22 protein-coding genes are annotated in these 26270 nt (G+C 70.7%); 9 read left to right on the top strand and 13 right to left on the bottom strand.

Annotated elements, in window-relative coordinates; all coding sequences use genetic code 11:
- Positions 1–34: 34 nt before the first annotated feature.
- The 4 genes from I004_RS0113945 to I004_RS0113930 are packed head-to-tail and all read right to left on the bottom strand — an operon-like array spanning position 35 to position 3784.
- Positions 35–1183, bottom strand: coding sequence for an acyl-CoA dehydrogenase family protein (locus I004_RS0113945; protein WP_028436007.1), 1149 nt, complete (start codon positions 1181–1183; stop codon positions 35–37).
- Complete coding sequence (locus tag I004_RS33860) at positions 1180–1701, bottom strand: MaoC family dehydratase (RefSeq protein ID WP_051345011.1); 522 nt, start codon at positions 1699–1701, stop codon at positions 1180–1182. The genes I004_RS0113945 and I004_RS33860 overlap by 4 nt, the downstream gene beginning before the upstream one ends.
- On the bottom strand, positions 1698–2876 hold the full coding sequence (locus I004_RS0113935) for a CaiB/BaiF CoA transferase family protein (protein ID WP_028436006.1): 1179 nt from the start codon (positions 2874–2876) through the stop codon (positions 1698–1700). The genes I004_RS33860 and I004_RS0113935 overlap by 4 nt, the downstream gene beginning before the upstream one ends.
- A complete protein-coding gene (locus I004_RS0113930) occupies positions 2873–3784 on the bottom strand; it encodes an HpcH/HpaI aldolase/citrate lyase family protein (RefSeq protein WP_028436005.1) in 912 nt (303 codons plus the stop codon). Before I004_RS0113930 ends, I004_RS0113935 begins: the two co-directional genes overlap by 4 nt.
- Positions 3785–3927: 143 nt before the next feature.
- Between I004_RS0113930 and I004_RS0113925 the strand changes: the two genes are divergently transcribed.
- Positions 3928–4695: an IclR family transcriptional regulator gene (locus I004_RS0113925; RefSeq protein WP_078511154.1), complete on the top strand. Its 768-nt coding sequence runs from the start codon at positions 3928–3930 to the stop codon at positions 4693–4695.
- A 36-nt stretch (positions 4696–4731) separates the two neighbouring features.
- Here I004_RS0113925 and I004_RS0113920 read toward each other — a convergent pair whose 3' ends face one another.
- Positions 4732–5154, bottom strand: a complete 423-nt coding sequence (locus tag I004_RS0113920; protein WP_028436003.1) for a secondary thiamine-phosphate synthase enzyme YjbQ — start codon at positions 5152–5154, stop codon at positions 4732–4734.
- 100 nt (positions 5155–5254) lie between these two features.
- Here I004_RS0113920 and I004_RS33855 point away from each other — a divergent pair, with 100 nt between their 5' ends.
- Positions 5255–6433, top strand: coding sequence for a flavin-containing monooxygenase (locus tag I004_RS33855; protein WP_199779387.1), 1179 nt, complete (start codon positions 5255–5257; stop codon positions 6431–6433).
- Between the two features lie 267 nt (positions 6434–6700).
- Here the strand turns inward: I004_RS33855 and I004_RS0113910 are convergent, their stop codons facing one another.
- The 8 genes from I004_RS0113910 to I004_RS0113875 all read right to left on the bottom strand — a co-directional run bounded on the left by I004_RS0113910 (position 6701) and on the right by I004_RS0113875 (position 14733).
- Positions 6701–6979 carry a LacI family DNA-binding transcriptional regulator gene (locus I004_RS0113910; protein WP_028436002.1) on the bottom strand — a complete coding sequence of 93 codons (279 nt, stop codon included), beginning with the start codon at positions 6977–6979 and terminating at the stop codon, positions 6701–6703.
- Between the two features lie 31 nt (positions 6980–7010).
- Positions 7011–8036, bottom strand: a complete 1026-nt coding sequence (locus tag I004_RS0113905) for a LacI family DNA-binding transcriptional regulator (protein ID WP_028436001.1) — start codon at positions 8034–8036, stop codon at positions 7011–7013.
- Complete coding sequence (locus I004_RS33850; RefSeq protein ID WP_078511152.1) at positions 8033–9514, bottom strand: L-fucose/L-arabinose isomerase family protein; 1482 nt, start codon at positions 9512–9514, stop codon at positions 8033–8035. The genes I004_RS0113905 and I004_RS33850 overlap by 4 nt, the downstream gene beginning before the upstream one ends.
- Positions 9515–9547: 33 nt before the next feature.
- The gene (locus I004_RS0113895) at positions 9548–9886 is read right to left on the bottom strand and encodes an L-rhamnose mutarotase (protein WP_028436000.1); all 339 of its coding nucleotides are present in this window, start codon (positions 9884–9886) and stop codon (positions 9548–9550) included.
- Between the two features lie 14 nt (positions 9887–9900).
- Entirely contained in the window at positions 9901–10986 is a 1086-nt protein-coding gene (gene rhaS / locus I004_RS0113890; protein WP_028435999.1) for a rhamnose ABC transporter substrate-binding protein, read from the bottom strand.
- A 95-nt stretch (positions 10987–11081) separates the two neighbouring features.
- On the bottom strand, positions 11082–11999 hold the full coding sequence (locus tag I004_RS0113885; protein WP_486579997.1) for an ABC transporter permease: 918 nt from the start codon (positions 11997–11999) through the stop codon (positions 11082–11084).
- A gap of 146 nt (positions 12000–12145) precedes the next feature.
- Positions 12146–13195, bottom strand: coding sequence for an ABC transporter permease (locus I004_RS0113880; protein WP_051345032.1), 1050 nt, complete (start codon positions 13193–13195; stop codon positions 12146–12148).
- 8 nt (positions 13196–13203) lie between these two features.
- Complete coding sequence (locus I004_RS0113875; protein WP_028435996.1) at positions 13204–14733, bottom strand: sugar ABC transporter ATP-binding protein; 1530 nt, start codon at positions 14731–14733, stop codon at positions 13204–13206.
- Positions 14734–15056: 323 nt separating this feature from the next.
- Here I004_RS0113875 and I004_RS0113870 point away from each other — a divergent pair, with 323 nt between their 5' ends.
- The 7 genes from I004_RS0113870 (at position 15057) to I004_RS0113840 (ending at position 26206) form a co-directional block, all read left to right on the top strand.
- Complete coding sequence (locus I004_RS0113870) at positions 15057–18305, top strand: family 78 glycoside hydrolase catalytic domain (RefSeq protein WP_028435995.1); 3249 nt, start codon at positions 15057–15059, stop codon at positions 18303–18305.
- 137 nt (positions 18306–18442) lie between these two features.
- Positions 18443–19615, top strand: coding sequence for an L-rhamnose isomerase (gene rhaI, locus I004_RS0113865; RefSeq protein WP_028435994.1), 1173 nt, complete (start codon positions 18443–18445; stop codon positions 19613–19615).
- A 6-nt stretch (positions 19616–19621) separates the two neighbouring features.
- Positions 19622–21667, top strand: a complete 2046-nt coding sequence (locus I004_RS0113860) for a bifunctional rhamnulose-1-phosphate aldolase/short-chain dehydrogenase (protein ID WP_028435993.1) — start codon at positions 19622–19624, stop codon at positions 21665–21667.
- A gap of 217 nt (positions 21668–21884) precedes the next feature.
- Positions 21885–23300 (top strand): rhamnulokinase, encoded by a 1416-nt coding sequence (locus I004_RS33845; RefSeq protein WP_486579996.1) that lies wholly within the window; start codon positions 21885–21887, stop codon positions 23298–23300.
- Positions 23301–23340: 40 nt separating this feature from the next.
- The gene (locus I004_RS0113850; protein WP_028435992.1) at positions 23341–24057 is read left to right on the top strand and encodes a (Fe-S)-binding protein; all 717 of its coding nucleotides are present in this window, start codon (positions 23341–23343) and stop codon (positions 24055–24057) included.
- On the top strand, positions 24054–25562 hold the full coding sequence (locus I004_RS0113845; RefSeq protein ID WP_028435991.1) for a LutB/LldF family L-lactate oxidation iron-sulfur protein: 1509 nt from the start codon (positions 24054–24056) through the stop codon (positions 25560–25562). Before I004_RS0113850 ends, I004_RS0113845 begins: the two co-directional genes overlap by 4 nt.
- Complete coding sequence (locus I004_RS0113840; RefSeq protein WP_028435990.1) at positions 25559–26206, top strand: LUD domain-containing protein; 648 nt, start codon at positions 25559–25561, stop codon at positions 26204–26206. The genes I004_RS0113845 and I004_RS0113840 overlap by 4 nt, the downstream gene beginning before the upstream one ends.
- Positions 26207–26270: the final 64 nt, after the last annotated feature.

Here is a 26270-nt window from a genome sequence, read left to right as displayed (position 1 = left end):
TCCTTCGTGGTGTTCGTCTACGTGCGGGCCGTGCTCAGAACGAGCGCGGCATCTTCAGTACGTGCTGGCCGATGTGGGCGAGGATCAGGTTCGTGGAGATCGGGGCGACCTGGTAGAGCCGCGTCTCGCGGAATTTGCGTTCGATGTCGTACTCGGCGGCGAAGCCGTAGCCGCCGTGGGTCTGAAGTGCGGCGTTGCCCGCCTCCCAGGAGGCGTCGGCCGCGAGCAGCTTGGCCATGTTGGCCTCTGCCCCGCAGGGTTCGCCCTCGTCGAAGAGGTCGCAGGCACGCCACCGCATCAGGTCGGCGGCCTCGACGTTGACGTGCGCTCTCGCGATGGGGAACTGGACGCCCTGGTTCTGCCCGATGGGACGGCCGAAGACCTCCCGTTCGCGGGCGTAGTTCGAGGCACGTTCCACGAACCAGCGGCCGTCTCCGATGCATTCGGAGGCGATGAGGATGCGCTCGGCGTTCATGCCGTCGAGGACGTAGCGGAAGCCCCGGCCCTCCTCGCCGATGAGGCTGTCGGCGGGCACCCGCACGTTGTCGAAGAAGACCTCGTTCGTCTCGTGGTTGACCATCGTGCGGATGGGGCGCAGACCGACGCCCTCCGCCTCGCGCAGGTCGATCAGGAACAGCGACATCCCCTCGGACTTCTTCGACGCCTCCTCCCGGGGGGTGGTACGGGCCAGCAGCAGCATCAGGTCGGAGTGCTGCACGCGGGAGATGAAGACCTTCTGGCCGTTGATGACGTAGCCGTCGCCACTGCGTTCCGCGGTGGTGCGGATGCTGGTGGTGTCGGTGCCGGCGGTCGGTTCGGTGACGCCGAACGCCTGAAGGCACAGTTCTCCCGAGGCGATCGAGGGCAGATAGCGCCTCTTTTGCTCGTCGGTGCCGTGCCGCAGCAGCGAGCCCATGGTGTAGAGCTGTGCGTGCACGGGTCCGGCGTTGCCGCCGTTGGCGTTGATGCCCTCGAGGATGACGGAGGCGTCGCCCAGGCCCAGCCCGAGACCGCCGAACTCCTCCGGCACGAGCGCCCCGAGACAGCCCGTGCCTGTGAGGGCGTCGACGAACTCCTCGGGGTAGCGGCGCGCGGCGTCCACCTCCTGCCAGTAGGAGTCCGGGTAGTCCGCACAGATCCGGTCCGTCAACTGCCTCAGATCGCGGCGGAGTTCGCTGGTCACTGTCCGTCCCCCTCGTGGCTTTCGTGCTGTCCGGGGCCGTCGTGCCGTGGCCCGTGGCCGCGCTTGTAGACCAGCAGCGTCCTGGTGAACTCGATGACGGCTTCACCGGTCTGCTTGAGTCCCGTGGTTCGCACCGTGACGACGCCGAGGGCCGGGCGGGAGGCGGACTCCCTCGCGTTCAGCACACTGGACCGCGAGTGGATGGTGTCGCCTTCGAAGACCGGGTGGGGCAGGGTGATTTCGTCCCAGCCGAGGTTGGCGAAGACGTTCTGGGAGACGTCGGTGACGCTCTGCCCCGCGACGAGCGCCAGCGTGAAGGCCGAGTTCACGAGCGGTTTTCCGAACTCGGTGCGCCGCGCGTACTCGTGGTCGAAGTGGAGCGGGGCGGTGTTCTGTGTGAGCAGGGTGAACCAGATGTTGTCGGTCGTGGTCACGGTGCGGCCCAGCGGGTGCTCGAAGACGTCGCCGACGACGAAGTCCTCGTAGTAGCGGCCCTGCCAGCCGGTGTGGGTCGTCATGACTCCCCCTCGGCAGCGTGCAGTTCGGCGAGTACGGAAGCGGTGTGGGCGCCGAGGGCGGGCAGTGCGCCGCCCTCGGCGGTTCGTCCGCCGGGCATGCCGGGCGGACGCAGGGTGCGGATGGTGCCGCCCGGCGTGGGGGTGTCCATCCAGCGTCCTTCGCGGGTGAGTTCGGGATGGGACGGCAGGTCGGTGAGAGCGGTCATCCGCCCCCAGGCGATCCCGGTGGCGTCCAGCCGCGCGGTCAGCGTCGGCGACGTCTGTTCGGCGAAGCGTGCCGCCAGCTCCGCATCGAGCGCCCCGCGGTGGGCGACACGCGAGGTGTTGGAGAGGAAGCGGTCGTCATCGGCGAGCGCGGGAGCATCCAGCACGTCCGCGCAGAGCCGAGCCCACTCGCACTCGTTCTGCACGGCGATCAGCAGCGAAGTGCCGTCCGCCGCCGTGAAGGCGCCGTACGGGGCGATCGCGGGATGCGAAGTCCCCATCGGGACGGGCGCGTTGCCCGCGTGCAGGGTGTAGTACAGCGGGTGCGCCATCCATTCGGTGAGCGCGTCGAAGAGCGAGACCTGGACGGGCAGCGCCTCGCCGGTCATGTCGCGGTGGCGGACGGCGGCGAGCACACCGCTGAAGGCATGGCTCCCCGCAGCGATGTCCGCGATGGAGACGCCGACCTTCGCCGGCGCTTCGGGCGTGCCCGTCAGCGACATCACACCCGTCTCCGCCTGGATCAGCGCGTCGTAGGCCTTCTTCGCGGCCAGGGGCCCGCCGGGTGCGTAACCGGAGATCAGGCAGACGATGAGTCCGGGGTGGCGCTGCCGCAGTGACGCGGCGTCGAGGCCGAGGCGGTCGAGGGCGGCTGGGGCAAGATTGGCGACGACTACGTCGGCGCGATCGAGCAGCAGATGCAGATCGTCCACCGCGGCCCGGTCCTTGAGGTCGAGCTGTACGGACTCCTTGCCGCGGTTGAGCCAGAGGAACGCGCTGGACTCGCCGTTCACCACCTGGTCGTAGCCGCGCGCGAAGTCGCCGCCGTCCGGGCGCTCCACCTTGATCACGCGCGCGCCGAGGTCGGCGAGCTGGCGTGTGGCGAACGGGGCGGCGACGGCCTGCTCGACCGCGACGACGGTGATGCCGTCCAGCGGGAGCCTGCCGCGCGACGCGGCGTGCGCCGTCACCGGCCGGCCTCCCCGTCGTCCTGTCCGGCCTCGCGCAGCAGCGCCTGGGCGCGGGCGACCACCGGCCGGTCGACGAAGGACCCGTCGCTCAGCCGCACCGCCGCGACGCCGCGCTCCGACGCATCGCTGAACGCGGCCAGCACCTCGCGGGCGTGGGCGAGTTCGGCGTCCGTGGGTGCGAACGCCTGGCGGACCGGGGCGACTTGACGGGGATGGAGCACCACACGCCCGGTGAAGCCGAGTTCGCGGACGGCGAGAGTGGACCGGATGAGGCCATCCTCGTCGTCCAGCGCCGCGTACGGTCCGTCCAGGATTCCGGACAGCCCTGCCGCACGGGCCGCGAGCACCAACTGCGAGCGAGCGTGGAGCAGTTCACGTCCTTCGACGCTGGGACGGACGCCGAGTTCGGCCGCGAGGTCGAGCGTGCCGAACAGCACCGCGCGCACACGCGGTCCGGCGGCGACACCGGCGGAGGCGAGCACCCCCGCGGCGCTCTCCACGACGGGCAGCAGCGACAGCTTCCCGTGCTCCGTGCCCGCAGCCGCCTCGGCGGAGGTGAGTCCTCCGTCCAGCGCGGCGATCTGGCCGACGGAGTCCGCCTTGGGCACGATCAGGCCGTCCAGGCGCACCGTGCCGAGCAGGGACGAGACCACCGCGAGGTCCGCTTCGGCCTCGGGGGTCTCCAGGGCGTTGATGCGGACATGGACGGCGGGACCGGACCGTGGCGACCCGACCGGCACAAGGCGGGCGAGTGCTTCCGCCGTGAGAGAGCGCGCGGAGTCCTTCGCCGCTTCCCCGACTGCGTCCTCGAAGTCGACGGCCACGGCGTCGGCTTCGCTCGCCAGGGCCTTCGCGATCCGGTCGGGGCGGTCGCCGGGAACGAACAGCAGCGTCCGTCCGACGTCCATGAATTCACTCCCTGTTCCGTGAGGTGGAACACGTACCACCTTGCGGTACGATCGCCCTTACCTTGGTGACGGCGCTCACGTACTGTCAAGGGGTGTGCAGGCGCCATCCGGAACGACACCTGGGCAAGGGGGAACAACTGCTGATGCCAACTTCCGGCAGCGGGATGCGCGCCGTCCTCACAACTCTGCGCGTTCTGGAGACAGTTGCTGAGCTGCAGCCGGTGGGCGTCTCGGCGATCGCGAGGGCGTCGGGGATTCCGAAGAGTTCCGTGCACCGCTGTCTGGTCACGCTGCGCGAAGCGGAATGGCTGACCACGTCGCGCGGCGACCGGACGCTGTGGGTGCTGACCGGCCGGGCGCTGTCGGTCGGCATCCACGCCCCCGCCGAGCTCGGCCTGCGGGAGGCCGCCCTGCCGGTGATGCGGGACCTGCGGGACGAGACGCACGAGACCATCCACCTCTCCGGCTACGGGGGCGAGCACGAGCTGATCGTCATCGACCGGATGGACAGCGAAGAGCCGGTGCGCACCTGGGTGCGTCTGGGGACACGGGTCCCCCTTCACGCGAGCTGCAGCGGCCGGGCGATTCTCGGACGCCTCCCGGACGCGGAGGTGGAGCGCCTGCTGCAGGGGGAGCTGGAGCGCTTCTCGGAAGCGACCCCCGCGGACCTCGCGGCGGTCCTCGAAGACCTGCGCCGGGTGCGCGAGATGGGATACGCGACGAACGACGACGCGTGGCGTCCCGGCGTCGGAGCCGTCGGCGCGGCTCTCGTGGACCCGCGGGGCCGGCCGGTCGGCGCGCTCGCGGTCTCGGTGCCCGTTCAGCGGTACGACGCCGAGCGGGGCCGCCAGCTCGGGCCGCTTGCGGCCGCCGCTGCCCGGCGCATCAGCGCGAGCCTGCCGCCGGGCTGAACCGCGGCGTCAGGTGCTGCAGGGTGCGGCGTCCGCTCACCCCAGGAAGCTGAGCCTGACCCGACGGTGCGGGTTGTCGCCGTTGGTGTCGACGAGACACACCGACTGCCACGTGCCCAGCTCCAGCCTCCCGCCGATGACCGGCAGCGTGGCGTGCGGGGGAACGATCGCGGGCAGCACGTGGTCCCTGCCGTGGCCCGGGCTGCCATGCCGGTGCTGCCAGCGGTCGTCGGCTGGCAGCAGGTCGCGGAGGGCGGCGAGCAGGTCGTTGTCGCTGCCGGCGCCGGTCTCCAGGATGGCGATGCCCGCGGTGGCGTGCGGGACGAAGACGTTGAGGAGGCCGTCCCTGCCCTGGGCCACGCCGCTGAGGAAGGACTCGCACTCGCGGGTGAGGTCGGTGACGCTCTCGCCCGAGCCGGTGGTGATGTGCAGGACGTTGGTCTGAAGTGCGTCGGTCATCCCTCCATCCTCCATGCGGCGCGGCCCCTGCGGCGTCCGCGCCCCCTCTCCGCACGGCGCGCACGGGAAGTTCCGGGAGCGCCTGAGGGTTGCACTGAGCATGGGGAACGAGGTTGCGGTCGTGGTGATCGGGGCGGGGCAGGCGGGCCTGTCCAGCGCCTTTCACCTGCGGCGTCTGGGCTATGAGCCGGGGAGGGACTTCGTGGTTCTGGACCGCGCGGAGCGTCCCGGTGGCGCCTGGCAGTTCCGCTGGCCCACGCTGACGTGCGGGAAGGTGCACGGCATGCACGCACTCCCCGGCCTGGAACTGAGGGGGGCCGATCCGGGGCGCCGCTCGTCGGAGGTCATCGGTGAGTACTTCGCGGCCTACGAGCGGACCTTCGGCCTGGCGGTGCGGCGTCCGGTCCACGTACGGGCGGTGCGTGAGGACGGCGGCGGCCGGCTGCGTGTGGAGACGTCGGCGGGGGTCTGGTCGGCCCGGGCCGTGATCAGTGCGACAGGCACCTGGGACCGTCCGTTCTGGCCCCGCTATCCGGGCCAGGAGACCTTTGTCGGGCGGCAGTTGCACACGGCCACCTACCCGGGGCCCGACTCCGCTGCCTTCACCGGAAAACGCGTCGTCGTGATCGGCGGCGGCACGTCGGCGGTGCAGCATCTGCTGGAGATGTCGGAGGTTGCGGCGGAGACGGCATGGGTGACGCGCCGCGAACCCTCCTTCCGCGACGGCCCGTTCGCCGAGGACCAGGGGCGCGCCGCGGTGGCGCTCGTCGACCGGCGTGTCCGCCAGGGACTGCCACCGGGCAGCGTGGTCTCCGTGACCGGGCTGCCCCTGACCGACGAGATGTCGCGGGCCCGCGAGCGCGGCGTGCTTGTGCGGCAGCCGATGTTCGAACGGATTGTGCGGGACGGGGGCGAGTGGAGCGACGGGCGGCGGATGGAGGCCGACACTCTGCTGTGGGCCACCGGATTCCGGCCCGCCGTGGGCCACTTGGCGCCCCTGGGCCTGAGGGAGACGGGCGGCGGCATCCGCATGGACGGCACGAGGGTGGTCGCGGATCCCCGCATCCACCTGGTCGGTTACGGGCCCTCGGCCAGCACGGTGGGCGCGAACCGTGCCGGCCGTACCGCTGCGCGGGAGCTGGAACGGCTGCTGCGTGGCGAGGCGGCTCAGCCTCCGGCGAAGGCGACCGCCGACCGGCCCACGGCAGCGTCGGAGTACGAACGCGGAGACGATCCGTCACCCGAAGGCGTGGCGGCGGCGGATTCCGCGCCCCGATGACTGCGGGTTCGGCAATCCTTACGGTGCGCAAGCGGGGCCCCGGTCACGCAGGCGTCTCATCGGCCCAACGTCCCAACGTGGCCTGTGAGTTGTCCCATTCAGAAATGCAAGGAGCACGCACTACATGAACGTCATCACCAACGCGCTGGCCTGTCTCGCCCACTTCGTCGGCTGGCTCGTCTGACGTATGTCCCCGGCGGCGCCGTCCCCCGTGTCTCACGGCGGGGCGGCGCCGCTTCGTGCGTCCGGTGCCCGGCCGGAAGCCGATCAGGTCCGTACGGGAATGCTGGAGCGGCGGACGACGAGTTCGGGCTGGAAGACGATCCGCTGATGCTCATGTCCCCCCGCCTCCTCCCCCGTCTCCTCGATCAGCAGATCCGCCGCAGCACGCCCCATACGGAACGCAGGCTGCCGCACCGACGTCCGTATCGCCGAGCGGACCCTGTCACGGGTGGCCGAGGAGACCGTCTGGGGACGGTTGATGACGTTGGAGACCGTGCCGACCGAGACGCCGGCCGCACGGGCCACGTCCTTGATGCCCACCATTCCTGCCACGAGCGCTCATGCTACGCAGCTATCAGCGCCGGGGACCGCCGAGAGTGGAGCGGCGGACGACGAGTTCGGGCTGGAGGACGATCCGCTGATGCTCATGTCCCTCCGCCTCCTCCCCCGTCTCCTCGATCAGCAGATCCGCCGCAGCACGCCCCATACGGAACGCAGGCTGCCGCACCGACGTCAACGGCACCGCCGCCGCAGCAGCGAACTCGATGTCGTCATACCCCACCAACGCCACCTCCCCCGGCACCGAAACCCCCGCCCCGTACAACGCCTGCAACACCCCCAACGCCAACAGATCATTCGCACAGAACACCCCCGACGGACGCGGAGACATCCCCAGCAACCGCGCCCCCGCATCCCTCCCCGCCGCCACATCCAACCGACCCGCCTCCACCTGACGCAGGTCCGCGGCTCCGCCCGTCTCCCGCAGCGCGCGCAGCGCTCCGGTCTGGCGGTCGCGGCACTGGGGCAGTTGCATCGGGCCGCTGACGTAGGCGATGTCACGGTGCCCCTGGCCGAGGAGGTGTGCGACGGCCAGCTCTCCTCCGAGCACGTCGTCGACGGACACGGAGCAGCGCCGGTGGTCGTCCTCGAAGCGGTCGACGAACACGTAGGGGATGCCGTGCCGCTGGAAGCCGGCGAGATTGCCGCCCGTGGTGTCCGCCGGGGTGACCAGAACACCCCGCACACGCTGCTCCGCGAACAACGACAGATACTCCGCCTCCTCCGACGCGCTCTGCCCGCTGTTGCACAACATCACCCCCAGACCCGCCTCCCGCGCCGCACGCTCCGCACCACCCGCCACATCCACGAAGAACGGGTTCGCCATGTCCAGCACCAGCAACGCGATGATCCGGCTCCGCCCCGCACGCAACTGACGCGCCGACTCACTGCGCACATACCCCAGTTGCTGGATGGTGGACAGCACGCGGGCGCGCGTGGTCTCGGAGACGGCGTCCGGTCTGTTGATGACGTTGGAGACCGTCCCGACCGAGACACCGGCCGCGCGCGCGACCTGCTTGATGTCCACCTGGCGGCCGTTCATCCAGGATGTACCTCGGTCAGCTCCAGCCCGGTCAGACCGGCCAACGCACGTAGTTCGGGGAGCAGTTCACCGGTGGCCAGTGCCCAGTGGTGGCCGACGCCGCTCGCGCTCCACGCGTCGGTCCATTCGCCGGGGCCGCATCCGAAGTCGACGCGGGAGGTGGTGTTGCCGATCTTCAGCAGGGGCCCGGGGACAGCCTCGCCCTCGGCGGCCACGAGGCGGTAGCGGCCATCACGGGTCTGACCGACGCCGACGAGCGTGACGGGCCCGTGCCGCGCGGTGCATTCGACGGACACGCCCCAGCCGCGCTTGCCGTGGTAGACGCCGAGCCCGCGCAGCAGCGGGCGGCGTCCGCCGAGGGCGAGGTGTGCGGGACCGTCATGGCCCATCTCGACAACGCCGTCACGGAAGTTCAGCGCCTGGAACTCGGTGAACGAGCCGGGCGCGCCGAGGCGTTCGCAGATCAGCATGGCCAGCGAGGTGCGCAACTCGTACTCTCCGGCGGCGGGGATGCCGCGGGCGGTCAGCAGTGAGGCGCCGAGGATCATCCCCGCTCCGAGCCTCTCGTGGACCTCTCCGTCCAGTCCGCGGTGGAAGTACGCGAGGGAGTCCAGGCCGAAGTCGTCGACGAGGCGGTCGAGTCCGGCCGATACGCGTGCGGCCCAGGCCAGGTCGTCCTCGTCGACGGAGGCGTCGAGTTCGAAGATCTCCTTCGCCTCGGCGACGCGGCCGGCGGTCTCCTTCTCCCCCACGCCCTCGACCCTGACCCGCAGATCGTCGAACTCCAGCACCTCGACGTGGCCGCCGAAGGAGGCGGGCACCATCGTCAGATCCGTCGAGACGTCGTACATGCCGGGGTAGAGATGCCCCATCAGGCCGTGGCGGGAGGAGCGCAGTGCTCCGCGCACTCCCGCCGCGCGTATCCAGCCCTCGATCCGCCGCCAGGCTCGCTCGTCCTCCAAGTACCCGGAGACGGAACGGAATTCGACGCCGACGCGCTCGAAGGCGTTGGCCATCTCCGGCAGCGGACAGGCGCCGCAGTAGGCCAGCCACTGTCCGGTGTCGAAGGTGGCGTGGTCCATGGCCTCGGTCGGCTGGAGGTTGATCAGCAGCACGGGCGCGCCGCTGCGCTGGGCGACGGGCACGAGCATCGTCGCCGTCATGTAGGTGGTCAGGAAGCCGACGATCAGGTCGCAGTCGGCGGCCCGCAGCTTCTCCGCAGCCAGTGCCCCCTCCTGCGCGTCGGAGACGAACCCGGCGTCGACGACGTCCGCGTCGAACTCGCCCATCCGCTCGGCGACTCTGGCGGCGGACCGGCGCAACTGGGGTAGCAGGTCCGGAAATTGGGGCCAGTACGCGCCCAGTCCACCGGCCACGAGGCCGATCCTGGGCCGGCGGACGGGCGCATGACCGGCCGTGGGTGGTGCGGCAGGGGCGGTGCCCGGCGTGGCATCACCGGGAGTCGCAGGTGTGTTCATGAACGGACGCTCCTCGCTGTGTGTGCCGCCGCGTCAGTCGAGATGGAAGACCTCGGTGAGAGGCGTCATCGCTTCGTCGGGCCTCTGCGCTCCGGGGATGTCCGGCGATCCGAGCGGTTCGAAGAACGGGGCCATCTCCCGCTGCCAGCGGTCGTTGACCTCCGTCTTCTCCATCGCTGCCCGTGCCGCGGCGAAGTCCTCGGTCTCGAGGTAGCCCACGAGCAGCCCGTCCTCGCGCAGGAAGAGCGAGTAGTTGTGCCAGCCGCAGGCGGACAGCGCCTCGAGCATCTCCGGCCAGACGGCCGAGTGCCGCTCGCGGTACTCGGCCGCCCGGTCGGAGCGGACCTTCAGCAGGAAACAGACGCGCTGCACGGTCCGGCCCCTTCCTAGAAGTCGTACTTGCCGATGTTCTTCTCGTCGAAGACGGTGGGCGGGCCCAGGATGACCTCGCCGTCCTTGCCGACGGTGCGCTCGCCGAGCTTCCCCGCCTTGAACTTCTCGCCCTGCTTGCCGGTGATCTGGCCGGAGGCGAGGGAAGCGGCGGCGTAGGACCCGAGATAGCCGAGCTTCTTGGGATCCCAGAGGGAGAACTCCTCGACGGTGCCGTCCTTGATGTACTTGCGCATCTGGTTGGGAGTGCCCAGCCCGTTGAGGACGACCTTGCCCTTGTAGGAGGAGTCGCTGATGTAGCGGGCCGCGGCCGCGATGCCGACGGTGGTCGGCGAAATGACGGCCTTGAGCTTCGGGTACGCCTTGAGCAGGCCCTGGGTCTCCTGGAAGGACTTCTGGTCGTCGTCGTCGCCGTAGGCGGTCTTGACCAGCTTCATGTCCTTGTACTGGGGCTTCTTCAGCTCCTTCTTCATGAACTCGATCCACGCGTTCTGGTTCGTCGCGTTCTGCGTGGCCGAGAGGATCGCGATCTCGCCCTTGTGGCCGGTCTGTTCGGCTGTGCGGCGGATCAGCGAGCGCCCGATCTCCTCGGAGCTGGCCTGGTTGATGAACAGCTGCCGGCAGTCCTTGTCGGTGTCGGAGTCGTAGGAGACGACCTTGATCTTCTGCTTCATCGCCTGCTTCAGCGGCCCGCACACGGCGTTGGGGTCGTTGGCGGCGATGAGGATGGCGTCCTGCCGCTGCTGCACGAGGGTGTTGATGTAGCTGACCTGGGACGAGGCCTTCGCGTCGGACGGGCCGACCTCCTTGGCCTTGCCGTCGTACTCCTTGGCGGCCGCGATGCCGGCCTCGTCGACGATCTTCTCGTACGGGTTGTTGATCTGCTTGGGCAGGAAGGCGAGCTTGAGCCCCTTCTTCAGCGGCGCGTCGGGGTCGGCCTTCACGCCCTGTGCCTTGTCCTTGGCGTCGTCCTCCGCGTCCCCCTTGGTGGTGCCGGAGCATCCGGCGAGGGCCAGTGAGAGCGAACAGGCGGCTGCCGCGGCGGCGAGAAGCCGGGGACGTGAACGTGTCGTGGGTCGCATGGCGGGGCCTTTCAACTGATGGGCACGGGAAGGATGTCGGTCCGGGGCGGGGCGGGGTGTGGTTCCGGCCTCTCGGGGGCGGGCCACCGGCCGCGTCAGGTGGCGGCCGCCCGCCGGTCCCTTCGCTCGGTGACGAGGGCGATCACCCGCGGCGTGAGCACGGATGCCACCAGCAGTACGCCGGTGACGATGACCTGGATCTCGTTGGAGATGTCGTTGAGGGTGAGCAGGTTGTTGAGGATGCCGATCAGCAGCACACCGGCCACGGCACCGCCGAGGGTGCCCTTGCCGCCGTTGAAGTCGATCCCGCCGAGAAGCACGGACGCGATGACCACGAGCTCCAGCCCGAGCCCGTTGTCGGCGCGGGCGCTGCCGTAGCGCAAGGTGTAGACGATCCCGGCGAAGGACGCCATGAAGCCGGTGACCGCGAAGAGCACGAGCTTGATCCGCCTGACGCGGATGCCCGCGAAGCGCGCCGCGTCCTCCTGCGCCCCGATGGCGAACAGGGCGCGCCCGGCAGCGGTGCAGTGCAGCACGACGGCTGCGAGGACGGCGAGCACGATGAACACGGCGATCGGGTACGGGATGAACGTGCCCGGCACGGGTTCGGTGTAGGAGGCCCACTGTGCGTACGCCTCGGGGAAGTCGGAGACTGCCTTGTTGCCGAGCACGACGGAGGCCAGTCCCCGGTAGAGGGTGAGGGTGCCGATGGTGACGGCGAGCGCGGGCAGCCCGACGCGGGTGACGAGCCAGCCGTTGAGGAGCCCGCCGAGCACGCCGACGACGAGGCACAGGGGCACGATCATCTCGAACGCCCAGCCGGCGTCCCACAGGGCGCCCGCGAGCGCGCTGGAGAGCCCCAGCATGGACGCGACGGACAGATCGACCTGGCCGGCGACGACGAGCAGGGTCATGGGCAGGGCGATGAGGGCGATCTCCGCGGTGTCGTTGAGAGCGGCGGAGAGGTTGGTGATGTCCGCGAAGCCGTCGGTGGTGCCGGTTCCGGCGAGCATCACGGCGACCAGCAGGATGCCGACGGCGGTGTCCCAGCGCAGGAACCGGCCCACGCCATCGCCGCTGCTGCCGCTGCCGCCGGGCGCCGCGGCCGCATCCGTGGCGGCGCTCTCTTCTGCCGCCGGAGTCATGGGCGTCGGGGCGTTCAATTCCTGCTCCTCTTCCGCAGCGCCTCGGTCGTGCGGCTGCGTACGACGCGGTCGGTGCTGATGGCCGCGAGCAGCAGCGCGCCCGTGATGGCCTGCTCCCAGAAGGGGTTGACCTTGAGGACGACGAGGGCGCTTCCGATGGTCGTCAGCAGCAGCGCGCCAAGGGCTGCGCCCCAGACGGTGCCGACACCGCCCGTGATGGCGATGCCGCCGACGACCACGGCGCTGACGACGGTCAGTTCCCAGCCGTTGGCGGCGTCGGCGACGACGGTGCCGAACCTGGCGAGCCACAGCGCGCCGGCGAATCCGGCGACGGCTCCGGAGAAGGCGTAGGCGGCGAGCACCCTTCGGCGGATGGGGATTCCGGCCAGGCGTGCCGCCTCGGGGCTGGAGCCGATGGCGTACAGCTCACGTCCGCTGCGATAGGCGCGCAGGTAGTACGCGGTGGCCGCCAGCACCAGAGCGGAGATCAGGGGCAGGTAGGGGATCCCGAGGATGCTGCCGCTGCCCAGTTCCAGCACTCCGTCCGGCACGTTGGCGGCGTTGATCTGCCGCCCGTGCGCCCAGACGTGGTCAAGGCCCTGGATGACGTAGAGCATTCCGAGGGTCACCACCAGGGCGGGGACCTTGCCGAAGCTGACGAGGAGTCCGCTCAGCACCCCGCACAGCACCCCGAGTCCGGTGCCCAGCAGCACCACGGTGAGGGCGCTGTGCTGTGTGCCGGAAACGAAGCTGCCGCAGGCGAAGGCGGTCAGGCCCACGACGGATCCGACCGACAGGTCGATGTTCCGGGTGAGCACGACGACGGACTGCCCGGTCGCGAGCAGCACCAGGATCGCCGAGTTGAGCAGGAGGTCCTGCACGCCCTGGTCGTCGAGGAAGCCGGGGTTGGCCAAATAGGTGCCGAGGATCAGCAGCACCAGGGCGCCGCCAATGCTCAACTCCCGTATGCGGAAGACCATGTCGGTCAGGGACCGGGCGGACCGCCGGGGTGCGGGACGTCCGCCGGGGGCCGCTCCCGACGGCTGCTGCGGCGGCTTCTCCAGGGTGTCGCTCACGCGGCCTCCTTGGTGGTGCGTCCGGTGGCCGCGGCCATGACCGACTCCTCGGTGGCTTCCGCTCGGGGTATCTCGGCCACGAGCCGTCCCTCGTGCATCACCAGCACCCGGTCGGCCATGCCGAGGACTTCGGGCAGGTCGGAGGAGACCATCAGCACGGCGATGCCCTCTTCGGCGAGGGAGTTGAGCAGCCGGTGCACCTCGGCCTTCGTGCCGACGTCGATGCCGCGCGTCGGTTCGTCGACGATGAGGACGCCGGGCTCGGTGGCGAGCCACTTGGCGAGGACGACCTTCTGCTGATTCCCGCCGGAGAGCACCCCGGCGGAGTCGGTGAGCCGGTTGTACTTCAGCCTCAGCCGCACAGCCCAGTCGGCGGCGCGGGAGCGCTCCAGGGAACGCCTCACCATGCCCGCATTGCCGAGCCTGTCCAGTCCGGTCAGTGCGATGTTCCGCTCGATGGACATCTCCATCACCAGTCCGCGCTGCCGCCGGTCCTCCGGTACGAGCGCGACTCCCGCGTCCATGGCGGCAGTCGGCGAACCCGCCTTCAGCGCCTTTCCGTCGACCTCGACCTGGCCCGCGTCGGCGCGGTCGACGCCGAAGACGGCCTGCACGACTTCGCTGCGTCCGGCTCCCACCAGGCCCGCGAGGGCAACGATTTCGCCGCGGCGCACCTCGAACGAGACGTCGTGGAAGACGCCTTCGCGGGTGAGCCTGCGCACCGTGAGGGCCCGGGCGCCGGGCGTCGTCTCCTGCTTGGGGTACAGCTCGTCCAGGTCGCGGCCGACCATGCGGCGTACGAGGTCGTCCTCGGTGAGCCCTTCGAGGGCTTCGGTGGCCACGAGCCTGCCGTCGCGCAGTGTGGTGACGCGCCGGCACAGCCGGAAGATCTCCTCCAGCCGGTGCGAGATGAACAGCACGGCGGCGCCCTCGGCGCGAAGCGTTTCGACGACGGAGAAGAGCCGCGCGGTCTCGGTGCCGGTGAGGGCCGCGGTCGGCTCGTCCATGATCAGTACGCGGGCGTCGAAGGAGAGGGCCTTGGCGATCTCGACGATCTGCTGGTCGGCGATGGACAGCCCGCGCGCCGGGCGGTCCGGGTCGAGGTCGACTGCGAGCCGGCGCATGAGCGCCGCTGTCGCCTCGCGTACGGCGTCGTGGTCGATGCGTCCGAGCGCACGCCGAGGCTGGCGGCCCATGAAGATGTTCTCGGCTATGGACAGGTCCGCGAAGAGCGTGGGCTCCTGATAGATCACGGCGATACCCGCGTCGCGGGCGTCGGCGGGCCCGGCGAAGACGACGTCGCTGCCGTCGAGCCGTACCGTGCCGGCCTCGGGCGTATGGACCCCACCGAGGATCTTGATGAGTGTGGACTTGCCCGCGCCGTTCTCCCCGGCGAGGGCGTGCGCCTCTCCCGCGTGCAGTGCCAGGTCGACACCCTGCAGGGCGCGGACGTTGCCGAAGGACTTGCTCACCCCCTCCAGGGCGAGGACCGGCACCGGGGCCGCCCCCGGTTCTGGCTGGGTCATGTCCTGCTCCTCCTGTGCTGCCGGCCGCCGCTGCGCGCGGGCGGCGTGCGGTGGCGAGTGGTCACGGTGCGGCGGATCCGGGTGGGTGTGAGGTGGGACGGGGAGTAGGAGCGGCTGAAAAATGAAATGTTTCAACAAGCTTTCGGGGAAGCTAGCCCCGTACTGCAGACCCGTCAAGGGCCGTGCGCAAGGTAAGTGCCCTGCACTCCGGCACTATTGACGCCCGTGGTCGGGTGGTTCTACGTTCCTGGCGCCGTTCGTTGAAACGTTTTGCCCTCGCCTTTCGGCGACCGCTGAGGCGGCGCCGCCACAGGAGGTGCACATTGATCAGCAGACGTCATCTGCTCGCGACCGCCACGGTCTCCGGCGTGTCCGCCACAGCACTGGGAACGACCTCCCCGGCCGCCCACGCCGCAGGCACGGCCGACGGGGAGGCAGCAAGCGGCGGAGGTCTCGACGTCACCGGTACGACGACGGAATACGCGGAGCGTCCACTCGGCCTCGACGACCCGCATCCCCGGTTCACCTGGCGCCTCGGCTCCCGGCTGCCGGACCGGCTCCAGCACGCCTACCGCATCCGTGTGGCCACGAGTCCCGGCCGCCTCGCCGACCCCGACGTGTGGGACAGCGGCAAGGTCACCTCCCGAGACTCGGTCCTCGTGCCGTACGACGGACCTCGCCCGGCGCCCCGCACCCGCTACCACTGGTCGGTGCGCGTGTGGGACGAGGAGGGGCGGCCCTCCGCCTGGTCGGCGCCCACCTGGTGGGAGACCGGGCTGATGGACGCCGGACAGTGGCGCTCGGAGTGGATCGGCGCACCGCCGTCCCTCGTCGCGCCGCCCGGCCTGGACGGGACCGAGTGGATCTGGTTCCCGGAGGGCGACGCGGCCTCCGGAGCACCGGCCGGCACCCGCTGGTTCCGCGGCAGCACCGGGATATCCGGAACGGTGCTCGCGGCGCGTCTCGTCGTCGCCGCCGACAACGGCTTCACCGTCTACGTCAACGGGACCGAGGTCGCCTCCCGTGACGCCCTGCCCGTGCAGAAGAGCTGGAGCAGGCCGGCGCTGCTCGACGTCACTCACGAACTGCGCGCCGGTGCCAACACGCTGGCCGTCGAGGCCGTCAACTCCGAGGCGTCGCCTGCGGGTCTGCTGGCCGTGCTGGAGGTGACCACCGGCGACGGCACCGAACGGCTCGCCACCGACGGGACCTGGAGGTCCACGGACGAGGAGCCCGCAGGTGACTGGCGCTCACCCGGCTACGACGACAGCCTCTGGCCCCACGCGCGGAAGGCCGCAAGCTGGGGCGAGGACCCGTGGGGCAAGGTGCTTCCGGAGCAGTCGCCCGCGCAGCTGCGCCGTTCCTTCCGGCTCTCCGGCCGGCGCGTGGCCCGGGCACGCCTCCACGCCACCGCGCTCGGGCTCTTCGAGGCGCACATCAACGGCGTCCGCGTCGGCGAGGACCGGCTCACCCCGGGCTGGACGGACTACGGCAAGCGCGTGGCGTACCGGACCTACGACGTCACCGAAGCAGTGCGACACGGCGAGAACGCCCTCGCGGTCACTCTCGCGCCGGGCTGGTACGCCGGGAACGTCGGCTGGTTCGGGCAACACCAGTACGGCGAACATCCCGCGCTGCTGGCCCAGTTGGAGATCGTCCACGAGGACGGCGGCACCACACGCATCGGCACCGACGCGCAGTGGCGGGCCGCGAGAGGGCCGCTGGTGACGGCCGACCTGGTGATGGGCGAGCAGTACGACGCCCGCGCCGAGACCCCGGGCTGGCAGATGCCCGGGTACGACGACACCGGCTGGAGACCCGTCACCGCGTCCCCCGGACCCGGCTCCGCCGCGGGCTCCCGCCCGGGCCCCGCCGTCGTCGCGATGACGGACGCACCGACCCGGGTGATGAAGGAGCTCGCACCGGAGAAGATGACCGAAGTGCGCCCCGGCGTCTTCCTGTTCGACTTCGGTCAGAACATGGTCGGCTGCGTACGCCTGAGAGTCGAGGGCGGCGAGGCGGGCCGGCGGATCCATCTGCGTCACGGGGAAGTCCTGGGCCAGGACGGTGCGCTCTACGTCGCCAATCTCCGCACCGCACGCGCCGTCGACACGTTCACGCTCAAAGGGAGCGGCCGGGAGACCTACGAACCCCGGTTCACCTTCCACGGTTTCCGCTACGTCGAGGTCAGCGGTCTTCCGGGACGGCCGCCAGGCGACGCCGTGACCGGCCTTGTGATGCACACGGCCGCCCGGTTCACGATGGACTTCTCCACCGACGACCCGATGCTCAACAAGCTGCACAGCAACATCACTTGGGGGCAGCGCGGCAACTTCCTCTCGGTGCCCACCGACACTCCGGCGCGCGACGAGAGGCTCGGCTGGTCGGGAGACATCAACGTGTTCTCGCCCACCGCCGCCTACACCATGGAATCCGCGCGGTTCCTCACCAAGTGGCTCCAGGACCTGCGCGACGGGCAGGGCGAGGACGGCGCCTATCCCGACGTGGCGCCCTTCGTCGGCCCGGTCGGCAAGGGCGTCGCAGGGTGGGGAGACGCCGGGGTGACCGTGCCATGGGCGCTGCACCAGGCGTACGGGGATCTGCGCGTACTGCGGGAGAACTGGCCGGCGATGCGCCTGTGGATCGCGTATCTCGAGGAGCACAGCGACGGGCTGCTGCGGCCCGCCGAGGGGTACGGCGACTGGCTCAACGTCGATGACGAGACCCCCAAGGACGTCATCGGCACCGCCTGCTTCGCCCACGTCACCGGGCTCGTCGCGCGCACGGGCCGGTTACTGCGGGAGGACTCCGGCCCCTACGAGAAGCTGCACCGGCGGATCAAGGAGGCGTTCAACGCCGCGTACGCGGACGGGAACGGCCGGATCGAGGGCGACACCCAGACCGCATACGTCCTGGCGCTCACGATGGATCTGCTGCCGACGGCCGCGGCGCGGCGCGCGGCGGCGGACCGTCTCGTGGAGTTGATCGAGGCGAACGACTCGCATCTGTCGACGGGTTTCCTGGGCACCCCTCGGCTGCTGCCGGCTCTGACGGAGACGGGGCACACGGACCTCGCCCACCGCCTGCTGCACCGGCGGACGTTCCCCTCGTGGGGCTATCAGATCGGCAAGGGCTCGACGACGATGTGGGAGCGCTGGGACTCCATCAAGCCCGACGGCACGTTCCAGGACGTAGGCATGAACTCCTTCAACCACTATGCCTACGGCTGCGTCGGCGAGTGGATGTACCGGAACCTGTCGGGCATCGCACCGGCCGAACCCGGTTTCCGCAAGACGCTGGTGCGGCCGCGGCCGGGCGGCGGGGTCCGCAGGGCGGACGCCAGGCACGACACGCTCTACGGGCCGGTCCGAACCCGCTGGACCCTCGACGCCGAGGACCGTTTCCGGCTCACCGTCGCCCTGCCGCCCAACACCACGGGCGAGGTGTGGGTGCCGGCCGCGGACCCGTCCGCGGTGAACGCGCCGGGAGCGCGATTCCTGCACGCCCGGCAGGGCTGCTCCGTCTTCGAAGTCGGTTCGGGCACGCACCGATTCGCCTCGGACGGCGGATGAGGCCCGGCCGCGCGGCCCCGGAGCGCAGGGCTATTGACGGCGGTCACCTGCGCAAGTAGCTTTCCTGAAACGTTTCATGGCACGGTGGGAGCGGCGGTGCCCCGGCCCGCACCCGCCGTGCCGCACAGAGGAGACGCATGTCAGAGCCGGACAGGGCGAGCGTCAAGGCCGCCCTCACGTCACAGCGGATCGAGACTCCCTCGTGGGCGTACGCGAACTCCGGAACCCGCTTCAAGGTGTTCGCGCAGCCCGGAGTGCCCCGCACACCCGAGGAGAAGCTGGACGACGCAGCACGCGTCCACGAACACACCGGGGTCGCACCCTCCGTCGCCCTGCACATCCCCTGGGACAAGGTCGACGACTACGGCGCGCTGGCTTCGTACGCGCAGGAGCGTGGTCTGCGTCTGGGCACCATCAACTCCAACGTCTTCCAGGACGACGACTACAAGCTCGGGTCGGTCACCAACCCCGACGCGGCGGTCCGCCGCAAGGCGCTGGACCACCTGCTGGAGTGCGTCGACATCATGGACGCGACCGGCTCGCGCGACCTGAAGCTGTGGTTCGCCGACGGCACCAACTACCCCGGCCAGGACGACATACGGTCCCGCCAGGACCGCTTGGCCGAAGCGCTCACGGCGGTCCGCGACAGGCTCGGCGAGGGCCAGCGAATGCTGCTGGAGTACAAGTTCTTCGAACCGGCCTTCTACACCACCGACGTCCCCGACTGGGGCACCGCCTACGCCCACTGCCTCAAGCTCGGACCGAAGGCGCAGGTCGTCGTCGACACCGGCCACCACGCGCCGGGCACCAACATCGAGTTCATCGTCGCGCTCCTCCTGCGCGAGGAGAAGCTCGGCGGCTTCGACTTCAACTCCCGCTTCTACGCCGACGACGACCTGATGGTCGGCGCGGCCGACCCCTTCCAGCTCTTCCGCATCATGTGCGAAGTGGTGCGCGGCGGAGGGCTGGAAGAACGGGCCGGGATCGCCTTCATGCTCGACCAGTGCCACAACATCGAGCCGAAGATCCCCGCCATCATCCGCTCCGTGATGAACGTGCAGGAGGCCACGGCGAAGGCCCTGCTCGTGGACCGCGACGCCCTGGAGGGCGCTCAGCTCTCCGGTGACGTGCTCGGCTCCAACGCGGTGCTGATGGACGCCTACAACACCGACGTACGGCCCCTCCTCGCCGAGGTGCGCGAGGAGAGCGGGCTGGATCCCGACCCCGTCGCCGCATACCACCGCTCGGGATGGGCGCAGAAGATCACCGATGAACGCAAGGGCGGCCAACAGGCCGGCTGGGGAGCGTAGTTCAGCATGACGGCACAGCAGCACTCGACGGTCGGCGAACTCCTGGCGCGCTCTCACCGCCTCGGCGCCGACCCCCGCAACACCAACTACGCAGGCGGCAACACCTCGGCCAAGGGCCTCGCTCCCGACCCCGTCACGGGGCAGGACACCGAGCTGCTGTGGGTCAAGGGGTCCGGCGGAGACCTCGGCACACTCACCGGAGGCGGCCTCGCCGCGCTTCGCCTGGACCGGCTGCGAGCTCTGAAGGACGTCTACCCCGGCGTGGAGCGCGAGGACGAGATGGTCGCCGCCTTCGACCACTGCCTCCACGGCAAGGGCGGCGCCGCTCCGTCCATCGACACCGCCATGCACGGTCTGCTGGACGCACCGCACGTGGACCATCTCCACCCCGACTCCGGCATCGCACTGGCCTGTGCCGCCGACGGGGAGAAGCTGACCCGCGAGTGCTTCGGCGACACGGTGGTGTGGGTGCCCTGGCGCCGGCCCGGTTTCCAGCTCGGCCTGGACATCGCCGCCGTCAGGGCCGAGAACCCGGAGGCCATCGGCTGTGTTCTGGGCGGCCACGGCATCACGGCGTGGGGCGGGACGAGCGAGGAGTGCGAGCGCAACTCGCTGCGCATCATCGAGGGCGCGGCCGCCTTCCTCGCCGACCGCGGCACCCCGGAGCCGTTCGGCGCCGTACTGGAGGGATTCGAGCCTCTGCCGCGCGAGCAGAGGCGGGAGCGTGCCGCCGCGCTCGCCCCGCTGATCCGGGGGCTGGCCTCGGCGGACCGGCCGCAGATCGGCCACTTCGACGACTCCGAGGCGGTGCTGGACTTCCTCGCACGCGCGGAGCATCCGCGGCTCGCGGGGCTCGGCACGTCCTGCCCGGACCACTTCCTGCGGACGAAGGTCCGTCCGCTCGTCCTCGACCTGCCCGCCACGGCTCCCCTGGAGGCGACCGAGGCCAGGCTGCGGGAGCTGCACGAGCAGTACCGCGAGGACTACCGCGCCTACTACGAGCGGCACGCCGGACCGGACTCGCCTCCCATGCGCGGCGCCGACCCGGCCATCGTGCTGGTGCCGGGCGTGGGCATGTTCTCGTTCGGCAGGGACAAGCAGACGGCCCGGGTGGCGGGCGAGTTCTACGTCAACGCGATCAACGTGATGCGCGGCGCCGAAGCGGTCTCCGTCTACTCCCCCATCCCCGAGTCGGAGAAGTTCCGCATCGAGTACTGGGAGCTGGAGGAGGCGAAGCTGCGCCGCACGCCCGCCCCCAGACCGCTGGCGACGCGTGTTGCGCTGGTGACCGGCGCCGCCTCGGGCATCGGGCGGGCGATCGCGCAGCGGCTGTCCGCGGAGGGTGCGTGTGTGGTCGTCGCCGACCGGAACACGCAGAGCGCCGAGGAGGTGGCCGCCGAACTGGGCGGCACGGACAAGGCCGTCGCCGTCTCCGTCGACGTCACCTCCGAGGAAGAGATCGCGGCTGCCTTCCGCGAGGCGGTACTCGCCTTCGGCGGCGTCGACCTGGTGGTCAACAACGCGGGCATCTCCCTCTCCAGGCCGCTGCTGGAGACCAGCGCGGAGGACTGGGACACCCAGCACCGCATCATGGCCCGCGGCTCCTTCCTGGCCTCCCGTGAGGGGGCCCGCGTGATGAAGGCACAGGGGCTGGGCGGCGACATCGTCTACATCGCATCCAAGAACGGCGTCTTCGCGGGCCCGAACAACATCGCCTACGGAGCGGCGAAGGCGGACCAGGCGCATCAGGTCCGGCTGCTCGCCGCCGAGCTGGGCGAGCTGGGTATCCGTGTGAACGGCGTCAATCCCGACGGCGTCGTCCGGGGGTCGGGGATCTTCGCGGGCGGCTGGGGAGCGCAGCGCGCGGCGGTCTACGGAGTACCGGAGGAGAAACTCGGCGAGTTCTACGCCCAGCGCACGCTGCTGAAGCGGGAGGTGCTTCCTGAGCACGTCGCGAACGCCGTCTTCGCCCTTACAGGTGGCGATCTGAGCCACACCACCGGACTTCACGTCCCCGTCGACGCGGGTGTCGCCGCGGCGTTCCTGCGCTGAGACGCTCGTACCGAGAGGACCGACAGGACCGAGAACCTACCGAGAACCCCTACCCGAGCCCCGGCAGCGCCTGTCCCGGCGCTGCCGGGGCCACGCAGCCGAAGTCCACCGTCCGATGCCGCCCGCGAGGACCACCACCGTGTCGCCATCCGCATCCTCCTCACGCTCCGGAGCCCGGTTCGCCGCCGTCGACCTCGGCGCGTCGAGCGGGCGCGTCATGACGGGCACCGTCGGGCCGTCATCGGTGGACCTGCGGGAGGTGCACCGCTTCCCCAACAGCCCGGTGCGTCTGGGCGGGACGCTGCACTGGGACGTTCTCGCCCTCTACCGGGGGGTGCTCGACGGGCTGCGCGAGGCCGGGTCCGTCGCATCGGTCGGTGTGGATTCCTGGGGGGTGGACTACGGACTGCTGGACGCCGACGGCGTGCTGCTCGGAAACCCCGTCACCTACAGGGACGACCGCACGGAAGGCATGGCCGACCGCCTCGCCGAGTCGCTGCCGCCGCATGAGCTGTACGCGAACACGGGCCTCCAGTACCTGCCCTTCAACACCGTGTACCAGCTCATCGCGGCGCGGGACTCCGCCCAACTGGCAGCGGCCCAACAGCTGTTGCTCATGCCGGACCTGATGTCGTACTGGCTCACCGGCGTGCGCGGCACTGAGCTGACCAACGCCTCCACCACACAGCTCATCGACCCGCGTACACGCGACTGGTCCCAGACCGTGGCCGACGCCGCCGGGGTCCGCCTGTCGCTCTTCCCGCCGCTGCGCCTCCCCGGGGACGCGGCCGGCGAGCTGCTGCCCGAAGTGCTCGACGAGACAAGGCTCGAGGGGTCCGTTCCGGTCACGGCCGTCGGTTCGCACGACACGGCCTCGGCGGTCGCGGCCGTCCCGGCGGTGGCGAGCCGCTTCGCCTACATCGCCACCGGCACCTGGTCCCTGGCAGGGCTGGAGCTGACGCGGCCCGTGCTCACCGAGGCGAGCAGGAAGGCCAACTTCACCAACGAACTGGGCGTGGACGGCACGGTCCGCTACCTGCGCAACATCATGGGGCTGTGGCTGCTGCAGGAGTGCATGCGCACCTGGGAGTCGGCAGGCAGACCGCAGGAACTGGCGGCGCTGCTCCGCGAGGCCGGCTCGTGCGCGCCCCTGAGGTCGGTTGTCGACGCGGGCGATCCCGCCTTCCTCGCGCCGGGCCGCATGCCGCAGCGCATCGACGACGCCTGCCGGCGCTCGGGGCAGCCCGTGCCGGACGGGCCGGCCGAGGCGGCACGGTGCGTGCTGGACTCCCTCGCGCTCGCGCACCGGCTGGCCCTGGAGGACGCCCAGCGCCTCGCGGACACCGAGATCGAGGTGGTGCACGTGGTCGGCGGCGGCGTGCACAACGAGCTGCTGTGCCAACTCACCGCCGACGCCTGCGGGTTGCCCGTCATCGCGGGTCCGGCGGAAGCCGCGGCGCTCGGCAACGTCGCCGTGCAGGCCCGCGCGCACGGGGTGATCGGCGACGACGCGGGGCTGGTCAGGCGGCTCCTGTATGACACGCTGCCGCTGCGGAGGTACGAGCCCTCCGCCGATCACGGCAGTCCGCAGGCATGGTCCCGGGCCGCGGCGGCGGTCCGTGCCGGCAGCTGACACAGACGCCTCCGGGCGTGCGGAAGGACAAGGAGGGACCGTGCGGGTCGCACTCTTCATCACCTGCATCAACGACACGCTCTATCCCCGTACCGGGCAGGCTGTCGTCACCCTCCTGGAACGGCTCGGTGTCGAGGTCGGCTTTCCCGACGGCCAGAGCTGCTGCGGGCAGCCGCAGTTCAACACCGGCTACCGGAAGGAAGCGGCGCCGCTGGCACGCCGGTACGCCGACGTCTTCCGCGACTACGACCACGTCGTCGTGCCGTCCGGGTCGTGCGCGGCGATGGTGCGGGACAACTACCCGCGGATCGACGCCGAGGCCACGCAGGGCGCCGTCGCCCGCACCTACGAACTCACCGAGTTCCTCGTCGACGTGCTCGGCGTGACCGACGTCGGCGCCTACTACCCGCACACCGTCACCTACCACCCCACCTGCCACGGGCTGCGCATGCTCGGGCTCGGCGACCGCCCGCGCCGGCTGCTGGAGGCCGTGAAAGGGCTGCGGCTGGTGGAGCTGGCGGGCGCCGAGGAGTGCTGCGGATTCGGCGGCACCTTCGCGGTGAAGAACGCCGACGTCTCCGCCGCCATGGGCGCCGACAAGGCCCGGCACATCGAGGAGACCGACGCCGAGGCGGTGTGCACCGTCGACAACTCCTGTCTCATGCACATCGGCGGCACCCTCACCCGGCGCGGCGCCGCGACGCGCCCCGTACACATCGCCGAGATCCTGGCGGGCACCGAGGAGGCACCACTTTGAGCGGTACGTATCTGGGCATGCCCTCCTTCCCCCGGGCGGCCGCCTCCTCCACGCGGGACATGAGGCTCCGCGGCAATCTGCGGCACGCGACGCACACCATCCGCGCCAAGCGCGCGCAGGCCGTCGAAGAGCTCGGCGACTGGGGGCAGTTGCGCGCGGCGGGCGCGGCGCTGAAGAACCGCACGCTGCGCCATCTCGACCACTACCTGGAGCAGTTGGAGACCGCGGTGACCGCGGCCGGCGGCCGAGTGCACTGGGCCCGCGACGCGGAGGAGGCCAACAGGATCGTCACGGATCTCGTGCGGGAGACGGGCGAGAGCGACGTCGTGAAGGTCAAGTCCATGGCGACGCAGGAGACCGGGCTCAACGAGGCGCTGGCGAAGGCAGGCATCTCCGCGTACGAGACCGACCTCGCCGAACTCATCGTGCAGCTCGGCGACGATCTGCCCTCCCACATCCTTGTCCCCGCCATCCACCGCAACCGCGATCAGATCCGCGACATCTTCCGCGAGAAGATGGGCAATTGGGGACGGGCAGCGCCGAAGAACCTCAGCGACGACCCGGCGGAACTCGCGGAGGCCGCGCGCCTGCATCTGCGGGAGAAATTCCTCAACGCGAAGGTCGGCATCTCCGGCGCCAACTTCATGGTGGCCGAGACCGGCACGCTCGTCGTGGTCGAGTCAGAGGGCAACGGCCGCATGTGCCTGACACTTCCCGAGACGCTGATCTCGGTCGTCGGCATCGAGAAGATCGTGCCGACGTGGCAGGACCTGGAGGTCTTCCTGCAGACGCTCCCCCGCTCCTCCACGGCGGAGCGCATGAACCCCTACACCTCGACCTGGACGGGCACCACGGACGAGGACGGGCCCTCGGCCTTCCATCTCGTCCTGCTCGACAACGGCCGCACGGACACGCTGGCCGACACCGTCGGACGCCAGGCGCTGCGCTGCATCCGCTGCTCGGCCTGCCTGAACGTCTGCCCGGTCTACGAGCGCGCCGGCGGCCACGCCTACGGCTCCCCGTATCCGGGACCGATCGGCGCCATCCTCACCCCCCAACTGCGCGGTATGCAGAGCGAACTGGACGCCTCGCTGCCGTACGCCTCGTCGTTGTGCGGGGCCTGCTACGAGGTGTGCCCTGTCGCCATCGACATCCCAGAGGTGCTGGTGCACCTGCGCGAACGCGTCGTCGAGGGCGGCACCGCCACCGTCCGCGGACAGAGGACGACCATCAAACCGGCGAAGGGGCACGCGGCCGAACGTGCCGTCATGCGGGCCGCGCGCTGGACGTTCGAACATCCCCGTGCCATGCGCACCGGCCAGCGGATCGCCTCACGTACGCGGCGGCTGACCCCGCGGCGGCTTCCGCTGCCGGGCCCGGGCAGGGCGTGGTCCGACACCCGCGACATTCCGCGCCCAGCTCCGGAGTCCTTCCGCGACTGGTGGCGGCGAACACGGGGCGGCGGCTCCGCCGCTTCGGGCCGTGAAGGAGGCGACGCCCAGTGACCAGCCGCGATGTCGTCCTCGGGCGCGTGCGCCGCGCTCTCGCCGACGTGCCGCGCGACGAGGGCCCCGAAGAGGCGGCCGTCCCCCGCGACTACTGGACCAGCCACGCCGAGCGCACCGACGCCCAGCGGCTGGATCTGCTCGCGGAGAACCTGGCCGACTACCGCGCCCTCGTGCACCGCTGCACGCCGGCCCAACTGCCTGCCAGGATCGCGGAACTGCTGAGCGCGCGCGGCGCCCGCAGCGTTGTCGCGCCCCCGGGCATCCCGCCGGACTGGGTGCCCGCGGAAGTCGAACGCGTCGCCGACGACCCTTCGATGACCCCGCACGAACTCGATGCCCTCGACAGCGTCGTGACGTGCTGCGCCGTGGCCATCGCCGAGACCGGGACCATCGTCCTGGACGCGGGAGAGGACCAGGGCCGGCGCCGCATCTCGCTCGTGCCGGACCATCACATCTGCGTCGTGCGTGCCCCGGAACAGATCGTCGACTCGGTACCGCAGGCCCTCGGCCGCCTCGACCCCGCCCGCCCGCAGACGTGGATCTCGGGCCCGTCGGCCACCAGCGACATCGAACTCGACCGCGTGGAGGGCGTCCACGGGCCGAGGACGCTGGAAGTGATCATTACGTCGCCGGCACCCTGACCAGCGCCGTCACGGCCACGCCTCCCCCGCAGCGCGCGGGAAATCCGGTGGCCGTGAACCCCGG

Source organism: Streptomyces sp. TAA486, assembly GCF_000426165.1.
The sequence above is the reverse complement of the archived record's forward strand: the minus strand, read 5'-3'. Positions and strand labels throughout refer to the sequence as shown.